Origin of the sequence: Castellaniella sp. (genome assembly GCF_049650445.1) — a bacterium.
Lineage (GTDB): Bacteria > Pseudomonadota > Gammaproteobacteria > Burkholderiales > Burkholderiaceae_B > Castellaniella.
Genome location: NZ_JBASAD010000028.1, coordinates 18166 through 27936, shown reverse-complemented (window position 1 = coordinate 27936; position 9771 = coordinate 18166). Strand labels below are relative to the sequence as shown.

Sequence of the window (9771 nt, the reverse complement as noted above, 5' to 3'; positions counted from 1 at the left end):
GGACACGGCTGCGGCGCGGCCGCGTCGCGGTGGCGCTGGTCATCGCCGCGGTGCTGGGCCTGGCCGCCCTGGCGCTCTGGGCCAGCCTGAAGCCGACACCCGCAGGCACCATCGTCCAGCAACCCGTGCACCTGGAAAACCATTAAACGACCCTTCGCACCACAACGAAAACGCCGGGACGTGTCCCGGCGTTTTTGCATGGCCATCGAAGGAGCGAACGGAATCAGAGATCCAGCAGTCCCGCCGCCTGATGCGCCTGACGATTGCCGTCCAGGGCCTGGCTCAGGCGGTCCCGCGCGGCCACCAGATCGGCGCGCAGCGCCTGCAGCTCGGCACCGCTCAGGCGCACGGCGGCATCCTGGTCGTGCGGCGCATCACCGCTGTCGCCCAGGCGGTTGCGTGCCCCGGCGATGGTGAAGCCCTGTTCGTAGAGCAGATCGCGGATGCGGCGCACCAGCAGGACTTCGTGGTGCTGGTAGTAGCGCCGGTTGCCGCGCCGCTTGACCGGCTTGAGCTGGGCGAATTCCTGTTCCCAGTAGCGCAGAATGTGCGGTTTGACGCCGCACAGTTCGGAGACTTCGCCGATGGTGAAGTAGCGTTTGGCGGGGATCGGCGGCAGCACGGCTGCGGAAGACGCGGCGGACGTCATGCGGCGTCTCCGTCAGTGCCCACGCCGTCCTTGAGCTTCTGGCTGGCGTGAAACGTGACCACCCGGCGCGCCGCGATCGGGATGACCTCGCCGGTCTTGGGATTGCGGCCCGGGCGCGGCGGCTTGTTGCGCACCTGGAAGCTGCCAAAACCCGACAGCTTGACCTCGGTCCCCTGAACCAGGGCATCGCGAACTTCGGAGAAGAACGTGTCCACGATGTCCTTGGCTTCGCGCTTGTTCAGACCCACGCGCTCGAACAGCAGTTCGGCCAGGTGGGCTTTGGTGAGCGTCCGATCCGTATTCACCCGCGATTTCTCCTATGAGCGCAGACGCGCGCCGTGAGCCTGGGTCAAGGCGTCGAGCAGGCTTTGCACGCAATGTTCGACTTGATGGTCTTCCAGCGTCGTATCGCGACTCTGGAACCACAGGCGCAGCGCCAGACTGCGTTGCTGGGCAGTCGCGGCTTCGCGCCAGATATCGAACAGTTTAATGTCTTTGACCACGGAAAGGGCTTCATCGGCCGCGATCCGTCGCTGCAGTGTATCAAGCAGCGACTGCCACGGCACGCCCGCATCCACCCAGACCGCCAGATCCCGGACAACCACGGGCTGCCGGGACTGTTCGCGCGGCCGGGGGAAGACACGTTCGGATACGGCTTCGGCGTCGAGTTCGAAGACGACGGGGGCGTGCGGCAGGTCCAGGGCCTGCGCCCAGCGCGGGTGGACCTCGCCCAGCCAACCGATCGCGCGGCCATCCAGCATCAGGCGGGCGCTGCGGCCCGGATGCAGCGCGGGATGGGCGGCGGCCTCGCAGCGCAGATCGGCCGCGCGCGCGCCCAGCAGGGCTTCGAGGTCGCGCTTGACGTCAAAGAAGTCCACCGGACGGACCGGTTCACCCCATTGCTCCGCCTGCGCCGGCCCCCAGGCCGCAGCGGCCAGACGCGTGGGCTGCGCCACGCCCGCCACGGCCAGGCCATCGTCGGCGACCTCAGGATCGCGGGCGAACACGCGGCCCAGTTCAAAGACGCGCACACGCGTCTGGCGATGCTTGGCGTTATGGGCGATGTTGGCCAGCAGACCGCCGATCAGGCCGGAACGCATCACCGCCAGTTGGCTGGCGATGGGGTTCAGCAGACGGATGGGGTCGGCGTTGCCGCAATAATCCCGTTCCCAGGCTTCCTCGACGAAGGAAAAATTGATGACTTCCTGGTAATCGCGCGCAGCCAGGGCGGCGCGCAACGCATGCGGACCGTACAGGGTTTCGGGCGCAACCCGCATGACGGCCGGCGCCACCGGAGGTTCATCCGGGATGCGGTCGAAACCGTAGATGCGGGCGACTTCCTCGATCAGGTCTTCCTCGATCGTCAGGTCGAAGCGCGCGGCCGGCGGCGTGACGATGAAATCGTCGCCCTGGCGCTCGTAGGCAAAGCCCAGGCGCGTGAAGACGGCGCCCACCGCATCCGCGCCCAGCGCGATCCCCAGCACGCGGGCGCAGCGCGCCAGGCGCATGCGCACCGGCTCACGCGTGGGCAGATTGACGATCTGATCGTCCAGCGGGCCGGCCTGGCCGCCGCAGATCTCCAGGATCAGGGTGGTCATCAGGTCCAGGTGTTCGGGAATGGTGGCGAAATCCACCCCGCGCTCGAACCGGTGAGCGGCCTCGGAATTGAGCTTGAAGCGGCGCGTGAGACCCATGATGGCCTCCGGCCACCAGAAGGCGGCTTCCAGGTAGACGTCTGTGGTATCCAGCGTCACCGCCGAGTCCTGCCCGCCCATGACGCCGGCCAGGCTTTCCAGCCCCCGGCCGCTTTCGATGACGCCCACATCGGGCGTCAGATCGACGGTCTGGTCGTTCAACAGTTCCAGCCGTTCGCCCTCGCGCGCCCAACGCACCGTCAGGCCGCCCTGGATCTTGGCGAGATCGAAGACGTGCGTGGGACGGCCCAGTTCCAGCATGATGTAGTTGGAGATGTCCACCAGCGCCGACACCGGCCGCTGACCGGCGCGCTCCAGGCGCGACTTGATCCAGCCGGGCGTGGCGGCGCGCGCGTTCACGCCGCGCACCACGCGCCCGGCGAAACGGCCGCACAGATCCGGGGCCTGCACGGTCACGGGCAGGCGCTCGTCCAGGGTCACCGCCACCTGCGGCGTATCCAGGGCACGCAGCGGACAGCCCGTGAGCGCCGCGACTTCGCGCGCCACCCCGAGGATGGACAGGCAGTCGGCCCGGTTGGGGGTCAGTTTCAGAGTGTAGATCGTGTCGTCCAGATCCAGCGCCTGGCGCAGGTCCTGGCCCGGCTGCAGATCCGCAGACAGTTCCAGCAGGCCGGCGTGGTCCTGGGACAGGCCCAGCTCGCGGGCAGAACACAACATGCCGCGCGATTCGACGCCCCGCATCCTGACGGGGCCGATGTGCATGCCGCCGGGCAATTCGGCGCCGACACGGGCCAGGGGCACCAGCAGGCCGGCTGCGGCATTGGGCGCGCCGCAGACGATCTGCAGCGGCTCGCCCGAGCCGTCATTGACCTGGCAGACGCGCAGCTTGTCGGCATTCGGATGCGGCTCGGCCGATTCGATGCGCGCCACCACCACACCGGAGAACGGCGGGGCATAGGGATCGGCGTCCTCGACTTCGAGACCGGCCATGGTCAGCCGATGAGCGAGTTCCTGGCTGTCGATCTCGGGATCAGCCCAGGCGCGCAGCCATGATTCGGGAAATTGCATGATTCGGGTTCCGTATCACTGAGGCCGACGGGCCTAATCGTTGAACTGACGCAGGAAGCGCAGATCGCCTTCGAAGAACTGGCGCAGATCGTCCACGCCATAGCGCAGCATGGTCAGACGCTCCAAGCCCGAGCCGAAGGCAAAACCGATGTAGCGTTCCGGGTCCAGCCCGAAATTACGCACGACCTGGGGATGCACCTGGCCCGAGCCCGAGATTTCCAGCCAGCGCCCCTGATTGGGACCGGAAGTGAACATCATGTCGATTTCGGCCGAGGGTTCGGTGAACGGAAAGAACGAAGGCCGGAAGCGCAGGGTCAGATCGTCGGTCTCGAAGAAAGCCCGCAGAAAATTCGTATAGACGCCCTTCAGGTCAGCGAAGGAGATGTCCTCGGCAATCCACAGGCCCTCGACCTGATGGAACATGGGCGAATGGGTGGCGTCGCTGTCGACGCGGTAGGTGCGCCCCGGGGCGATGACCTTGATGGGAGGCTTGTTCATGCGGGCGTAGCGCACCTGCATGGGACTGGTGTGGGTACGCAACACCAGCGGCAGCCCGCCCGCGTCCTTCATGTCCACGTAAAACGTGTCCTGCATGGAACGCGCCGGATGGTTTTCCGGATTGTTCAGGGCCGTGAAATTGGTCCAGTCATTCTCGATCTCGGGACCGTCGGCGACGTCGAAACCGATGGAACGGAAGATCTGCTCGACACGCTGCCAGGTGCGGATCACCGGATGGATGCCGCCCACACCGCGCCCTCGGCCCGGCAGGGTGACGTCGATGGTCTCGGCCGCCAGGCGCTGGTCCAGCACAGCCTGGGTCAGTTCGGCGCGCCGCGTGTTCAACAGCGATTCGACCTGCTGCTTGGCCTGGTTGATCTGTGCGCCGCGCGTGCGTTTTTCTTCGCCCTGCAAGGCCGCAAGGCCCTTGAGCAACGCGGTCAGCGACCCCTGCTTGCCCAGAAAGGCAGCTTTTTCGTTTTCCAGTGTGGCGGCATCCCCGGCCTGGGCGAAGCGGTCACGGGCCTGGGCAATCAGTTCGTCGAGCGATGAGTCCATGGTGCATTCCAAAACGCAAACGGAGCCCGATCGAGCTCCGTTTGCGATGATACAGAATCGAAAACGAAACTGTGTCGGTCAGGCGGCCAGCGCGGATTTCGCCTGGGCCACGACGGCGGCAAAGCCCGCCTTGTCGCGCACGGCCATGTCGGCGAGGACCTTGCGGTCGAGTTCGATCGAGGCCTTCTTCAGACCCGCGATGAAGACGCTGTAGGTCACGCCCAGTTCGCGGCAGCCCGCGTTGATACGGGTGATCCACAGAGCGCGGAAGGTGCGCTTCTTGTTGCGGCGGTCGCGGTAGGCGTACTGACCGGCGCGCATGACCGCCTGTTTGGCGACCCGGAATACATTGCCACGGCGGCCACGGTAACCCTTGGCGGCCTTGAGGACTTTTTTATGGCGTGCACGAGCGGTGACGCCGCGTTTGACGCGAGGCATGTGTAATCTCCGATCAGGCGAAAGGCAGCATCGCCTTCACGGAGGCGATGTTGGTTTCATGGACAGCAGCCGAACCGCGCAGCTGACGTTTGTTCTTCGTGGTTTTCTTGGTCAGGATGTGACGCTTGAAAGCCTGGCCGCGCTTGATGGAACCACTGCCGCGCACCTTAAAGCGCTTGGACGCGCCTTTCTTGCTCTTCATCTTGGGCATGACGATACTCTGTTGGCTTGACAAACCCAGGTGACCCGGGATTCGGGCACTTGTCAGACCTGGTATTTGCGAACGTTCGGATACGGCATGCGCAACCTGCATGCGCGCATCCTGCTTTTCCCCCTTTCATTTTTCCTCTTGTACCGACCCGATCTCATGAAGATCTTCCCGGCCAAAAGAACGAATTCCCTGGATCAACAAAACCCAAGGCAATGGGAAAAGCCCTTGATTATAGGGTGATTTGCCCTGGCTTGTCTATTCGTTTCCTTGTTCCAGGGCCTGAACCCGGGCTTCCAGGGATTCGACGCGCTCCAGCGCACGGGCCAGCAGATCGGCCTGGACATCGAACTCTTCCCGGGTGACCAGGTCCATGCGAGCGAACGCCTGTGTCATGAAGGCCTTCATATTGCGCTCGATGTCGGCGGCCGGGGTCTTGGCCAGGAATTCTGACATGTTCTTCTGGAAGTCGTCGAACAATTGATTGGGGGCGATCATCGGGGCCTCCTGAGTCGAAAAGGGGAAAATGCCATTTTACCCGGCCCTGCCCGGCCGGTCCGCCTGAACGCGGCTCATGCCTTGTCGTCAGGACGGTACTGGATCGCCTGTGCCACGTGACCGGCCTCGACCCGGTCGCCGCCCTCCAGGTCGGCCAGGGTCCGCGCCACGCGTTGGGCCCGGCGCACAGCGCGCGCCGACCAGCCCCAGGCCGCCGCAGCGCGCGTCAGCAGCGCCCGACCCTCGGCATCCGGCGCTCCGTGATGGTCCAGGGCGACACCGTCCAGATCGGCATTCAGGCAGCCCTGGCGCGCCAGTTGCCGGCAGCGGGCGGCCTGCACACGTTCCCGGACCGGGGCCGAAGGTTCACCCGGCGGCGCATCCAGCCAGGCGGTTTCCACACCCAGGCCGACATGCAGGTCGATCCGATCCAGCAAAGGACCGGAAATTCGCGCTCTATAGCGCGCGATGAGCTCTCGAGAGCAGCGGCATTCCCGCCGCGGATGGGGATGCCCGTGCCAACCGCAGGGACACGGATTCATCGCAGCCACGAACTGAAAACGGGCGGGAAAAGTGCAACTGCCGGCGGCCCGGGCGACCGTGACGCAGCCGGTTTCCAGGGGTTCGCGCAAGGCCTCCAGGGCCTGACGGCCGAATTCCGGCAATTCATCCAGGAACAGCACGCCATGGTGTGCCAGGCTGATTTCCCCGGGCCTGGGGCGGGCGCCCCCGCCCACCAGCGCCGGCATGGAGGCTCCGTGGTGCGGAGCACGGAACGGCGGCACACGAGACAGTGAGCGTCGGGAACGGGCCAGTCCGTGCACGGCGGCGACTTCGAGAGCCTGCTCGGCGCTCAGGGGCGGCAGCAGGCCGGGTAGGCGCCGCGCCAACATGCTCTTGCCCACGCCGGGACAACCGCTCATCAGCAGGCCGTGCCCGCCGGCCGCCGACAGTTCCAGGGCGCGCCGGGCCGCCGCCTGCCCCCGGACATCCGACAGACAGGGCACGGGGGCCTCGTCCGCCGGCTCGTCGCGCACCGGCGTGGCGACGGGCAATTCGGCCCGCCCCGCAAAATGGGCCACGACTTCGTCCAGGCCTCCGGCCGCCAGCACCTTCAGACCCGGCACCCGGGCAGCCGCGCCGGCAGCCGCCGGCGCCATGATCAACACGGCCCGGGGATCGTCACGAACGACCGAAAGCGCGATCGCCAGCGCGGCATCCACCGACGCGATGCTGCCCGTCAACGACAGTTCACCCGCCAGCACGTAATGTCGCACGTCGGGTGCCTGACCTCGGGTATCCGCCACCTGCCCCGACGCCAGCAGCACACCGAGCGCGATCGGCAGGTCGAAGCGGCCGGAGTCCTTGGGCAAGTCGGCGGGCGCCAGATTGGCGGTGATCCGGCCGGCCGGGAACTCGAAACCGCTGCTCAGCAGCGCCGAACGAACCCGCTCGCGGCTTTCGCGCACGCCTGCACCCGGCAGACCGACAATGGAAAAAGAAGGCAGGCCGCTGCCCACGTGGACCTCGACCTGCACGGGCCAGACCCGCAACCCGAACAGGGCCCGGCTGGATAGCACAGCAAGCGACATCGGCCCCCTCCCGCAGATCCCTGAAGACTTCCCGCACTATAGCGACGGGAACGGGATCGCGGGCAGCGCGCGGGACGGATTTGTCCCGCCCGAATCCGCAGATGCCCGCTTACTTGGAGCCGCTGTTCGAGTTGCCCACGGCCCCCTGGATGGCGGCATCGGCCTTGGCCGCACCTGCCTGCACCGATTCACGGGCACTGTTGGCGGCTTCGCCCGCATCGTGGGCCAGTTCGCCGGCCTTGGTGGACACCGCCTGGCCGAGTTCGGCCGCCTTGTCCTTGGCCTCGCCGGCCGTTTCCTTGATCTTGTCCCCCATGGACTGATCAGCGGGGGCGCTCTGCTGCTCCTGGGGCGCAGGCGTGCCGGGAGGCATGGGAGCCGGAGTCGGCGCCGTCGAAGGCGCGGGGGCCGCCGGAGGCGGCGCCGAAGCGTCATCGCTCTTGGAGCAAGCGGCCAGCAAGCTCAGCGATGCCACCATGGCGGCCATAGTCAGCGTTTTACGCGTCATGTTCATGATCTTCCCTATACAAAATTCCGCTGTGTGAAGTGGCGGATCATCTTCGAGGACCGGCTTGTTACAACCGGCTTGGTTACAATTCTAGCGGTCCTGAATCGGGGGTAAACCCTGACATGTAATGACTGATGTCCGCCGAGCCAGACCAATCCGGTGCCTGTCATCGGCCGCGTGCCCAGGGGGAAACCGCCCGGCTCGGCCCGCAGCCGCCGATCACGCCCCCAACAACTGGACACAAAACCACGCCGGAATCGAGGCCTCTGCGCCGCATGACCGCGCGACCACGCCGCCGCACCATTCCGGCGCAGCCCTGCACCCGGGCGGTGCGCGCCTTCGTTCCACGTCCCCTCGCGGCTCGCACGCCGATCGGATTCGCCAGGCGCAGGCCAGCCCGCAGAGGATTCCCTCAGGGCCGGACCCGTCCTCTGAAAAACTGGCACACATTTTGCTTGAATCTCCATGCACACAGACCGCAAAGGAGCATTCATGAAACTCGTCACTGCATTCATCAAGCCCTTCAAACTGGAAGAGGCTCACGCCGCGCTGGAGGCCGCCGGCATCCAGGGCATGACGGTCACGGAGGCCAAGGGATTCGGCCGCCAGAAAGGCCACACCGAGCTCTACCGAGGCGCGGAATACCAGGTCGATTTCCTGCCCAAGCTGCAGATTCAGGTCGCCGTCCCGGACGATCTGGTCGAAATGACGGTCGAATGCCTGTGCCAGGCGGCCCGCACCGGCAAGATCGGCGACGGCAAGGTCTTCGTCACGCCTCTCGAGCACGTCGTACGCATCCGCACCGGCGAAACCGGCGAAGCCGCCCTCTGACCCCCGTTGAAAAAGGAGTACCCCCTCATGGACAAGAGCGATCTGGTCTGGATCCTGACTTCAACCCTGCTGGTCTGGCTGATGTGCATGCCAGGCCTGGCGCTGTTCTACGGCGGTCTGGCGCGCAAACGCCACACGCTGTCCGTCATGACCCAGACGTTGAGCGTCTGCGCGCTGATCACGGTGCTGTGGTTCGCCTACGGCTACTCTCTGGTGTTCACCGAGGGCTTCGGCGGCCTGGGCGGATGGACGCGTCTGGGGCTGGCTGGCCTCTACCGGGCCGGGGACGCCGCCCCCCTGCCCTTGCTCGGCACGATCCCGGAACTGCTGTTCGCCCTGTTCCAGGCGACCTTCGCAGCCATCACCTGCGGGCTGATCACCGGCAGTATGGCCGAACGCACCCGCTTCGGCGCAGCGCTGGCCTTCGCCGGCCTGTGGTTCACGCTGGGCTACATGCCGATCGCGCACATGGTCTGGGCCGGCGACGGCTGGCTGCACCTACGCGGCGCCCTGGATTTCGCCGGCGGCACCGTCGTCCACATCAGCGCCGGGGCGGCCGGCCTGGTGGGCGCGTACTGGGTCGGTCCCCGGCTGGGCCACAATCGGGAAGCCATGCTGCCCCATAGCCTGCCGCTGAACCTGACCGGCGCCGCGTTGCTGTGGATCGGCTGGTTTGGCTTCAACGGCGGATCGGCGCTGGCCGCCAACGAGCAAGCCGTCCTGGCCGTGGCCAACACCCTGCTGGCCGCAGTCTGCGGCGTGCTGGCCTGGGCGCTGGCGGAACGGCTTCTGAAGGGCCGGGCCTCGCTGCTGGGCGCGGCCTCCGGAGCCATTGCCGGGCTGGTGGGCATCACCCCGGCCGCCGGCCTGGTCGCACCAGGCGCATCACTCGTCATCGGGGTACTGGCCTCCTGGGCCGCGCTCTGGGGCGTGAGCGGTCTGAAGCGCAGACTAGGCATCGACGATGCTTTCGACGTGTTCGGTATTCATGCCGTGGGCGGCATCGTCGGCGCCCTGCTGACGGGTATCTTCTATTCCGCCAGTCTGGGCGGCCCAGGGCCGGCAGGTCTGGGCGCGCTGCTGCATCAGACCTGGCTGCAGGCTGAAGCGGTGCTGGTCAGTCTGGTGTGGGCCGCCGCCAGTGCCGCGATTTGCGCCCTGCTGGTCGATCGGCTGATGGGGCTGCGGGTCGCGCCCGATGAGGAACGGCAGGGTCTGGACGCCACGACGCACGGCGAAACCGCCTACCCCGACTGAGCCGGAGCCGG

11 protein-coding genes are annotated in these 9771 nt (G+C 66.6%); 2 read left to right on the top strand and 9 right to left on the bottom strand.

The features are described 5' to 3' along the window. Nucleotides 1-223 precede the first annotated feature (223 nt). From WA983_RS09775 to WA983_RS09735, 9 genes are all read right to left on the bottom strand, one after another. Nucleotides 224-649 (bottom strand): MerR family transcriptional regulator, encoded by a 426-nt coding sequence (locus WA983_RS09775; protein ID WP_424248171.1) that lies wholly within the window; start codon nt 647-649, stop codon nt 224-226. Next, nucleotides 646-954 carry an integration host factor subunit alpha gene (locus WA983_RS09770; RefSeq protein ID WP_323024812.1) on the bottom strand — a complete coding sequence of 103 codons (309 nt, stop codon included), beginning with the start codon at nt 952-954 and terminating at the stop codon, nt 646-648. Before WA983_RS09770 ends, WA983_RS09775 begins: the two co-directional genes overlap by 4 nt. 12 nt (nt 955-966) lie before the next feature. Beyond that, entirely contained in the window at nt 967-3372 is a 2406-nt protein-coding gene (gene pheT, locus WA983_RS09765) for a phenylalanine--tRNA ligase subunit beta (protein WP_424311967.1), read from the bottom strand. A 33-nt stretch (nt 3373-3405) separates the two neighbouring features. Continuing rightward, entirely contained in the window at nt 3406-4428 is a 1023-nt protein-coding gene (gene pheS, locus WA983_RS09760) for a phenylalanine--tRNA ligase subunit alpha (RefSeq protein WP_424249060.1), read from the bottom strand. A 78-nt stretch (nt 4429-4506) separates the two neighbouring features. Beyond that, nucleotides 4507-4866: a 50S ribosomal protein L20 gene (rplT, locus tag WA983_RS09755; protein ID WP_424249058.1), complete on the bottom strand. Its 360-nt coding sequence runs from the start codon at nt 4864-4866 to the stop codon at nt 4507-4509. A 13-nt stretch (nt 4867-4879) separates the two neighbouring features. Continuing rightward, entirely contained in the window at nt 4880-5077 is a 198-nt protein-coding gene (gene rpmI / locus WA983_RS09750; RefSeq protein ID WP_298015901.1) for a 50S ribosomal protein L35, read from the bottom strand. A gap of 255 nt (nt 5078-5332) precedes the next feature. Further along, nucleotides 5333-5572 (bottom strand): accessory factor UbiK family protein, encoded by a 240-nt coding sequence (locus WA983_RS09745; RefSeq protein WP_424249055.1) that lies wholly within the window; start codon nt 5570-5572, stop codon nt 5333-5335. Between the two features lie 74 nt (nt 5573-5646). Then, a complete protein-coding gene (locus tag WA983_RS09740) occupies nt 5647-7164 on the bottom strand; it encodes a YifB family Mg chelatase-like AAA ATPase (RefSeq protein WP_424311966.1) in 1518 nt (505 codons plus the stop codon). Between the two features lie 109 nt (nt 7165-7273). Then, nucleotides 7274-7678, bottom strand: a complete 405-nt coding sequence (locus tag WA983_RS09735) for a hypothetical protein (protein WP_424249246.1) — start codon at nt 7676-7678, stop codon at nt 7274-7276. 486 nt (nt 7679-8164) lie between these two features. Between WA983_RS09735 and WA983_RS09730 the strand changes: the two genes are divergently transcribed. After that, a complete protein-coding gene (locus WA983_RS09730) occupies nt 8165-8503 on the top strand; it encodes a P-II family nitrogen regulator (RefSeq protein WP_424249248.1) in 339 nt (112 codons plus the stop codon). 27 nt (nt 8504-8530) lie between these two features. Continuing rightward, nucleotides 8531-9760: an ammonium transporter gene (locus WA983_RS09725; RefSeq protein WP_424249250.1), complete on the top strand. Its 1230-nt coding sequence runs from the start codon at nt 8531-8533 to the stop codon at nt 9758-9760. The last annotated feature ends 11 nt before the right edge of the window (nt 9761-9771 follow it).

Bases quoted from the DNA above. Each gene is read 5' to 3' on its own strand.
- WA983_RS09775 (WP_424248171.1), bottom strand. From the start codon at position 649: ATGACGTCCGCCGCGTCTTCCGCAGCCGTGCTGCCGCCGATCCCCGCC.
- pheT (WP_424311967.1), bottom strand. From the start codon at position 3,372: ATGCAATTTCCCGAATCATGGCTGCGCGCCTGGGCTGATCCCGAGATC.
- pheS (WP_424249060.1), bottom strand. From the start codon at position 4,428: ATGGACTCATCGCTCGACGAACTGATTGCCCAGGCCCGTGACCGCTTC.
- rplT (WP_424249058.1), bottom strand. From the start codon at position 4,866: ATGCCTCGCGTCAAACGCGGCGTCACCGCTCGTGCACGCCATAAAAAA.
- rpmI (WP_298015901.1), bottom strand. From the start codon at position 5,077: ATGCCCAAGATGAAGAGCAAGAAAGGCGCGTCCAAGCGCTTTAAGGTG.
- WA983_RS09745 (WP_424249055.1), bottom strand. From the start codon at position 5,572: ATGATCGCCCCCAATCAATTGTTCGACGACTTCCAGAAGAACATGTCA.
- WA983_RS09740 (WP_424311966.1), bottom strand. From the start codon at position 7,164: ATGTCGCTTGCTGTGCTATCCAGCCGGGCCCTGTTCGGGTTGCGGGTC.
- WA983_RS09735 (WP_424249246.1), bottom strand. From the start codon at position 7,678: ATGAACATGACGCGTAAAACGCTGACTATGGCCGCCATGGTGGCATCG.
- WA983_RS09730 (WP_424249248.1), top strand. From the start codon at position 8,165: ATGAAACTCGTCACTGCATTCATCAAGCCCTTCAAACTGGAAGAGGCT.
- WA983_RS09725 (WP_424249250.1), top strand. From the start codon at position 8,531: ATGGACAAGAGCGATCTGGTCTGGATCCTGACTTCAACCCTGCTGGTC.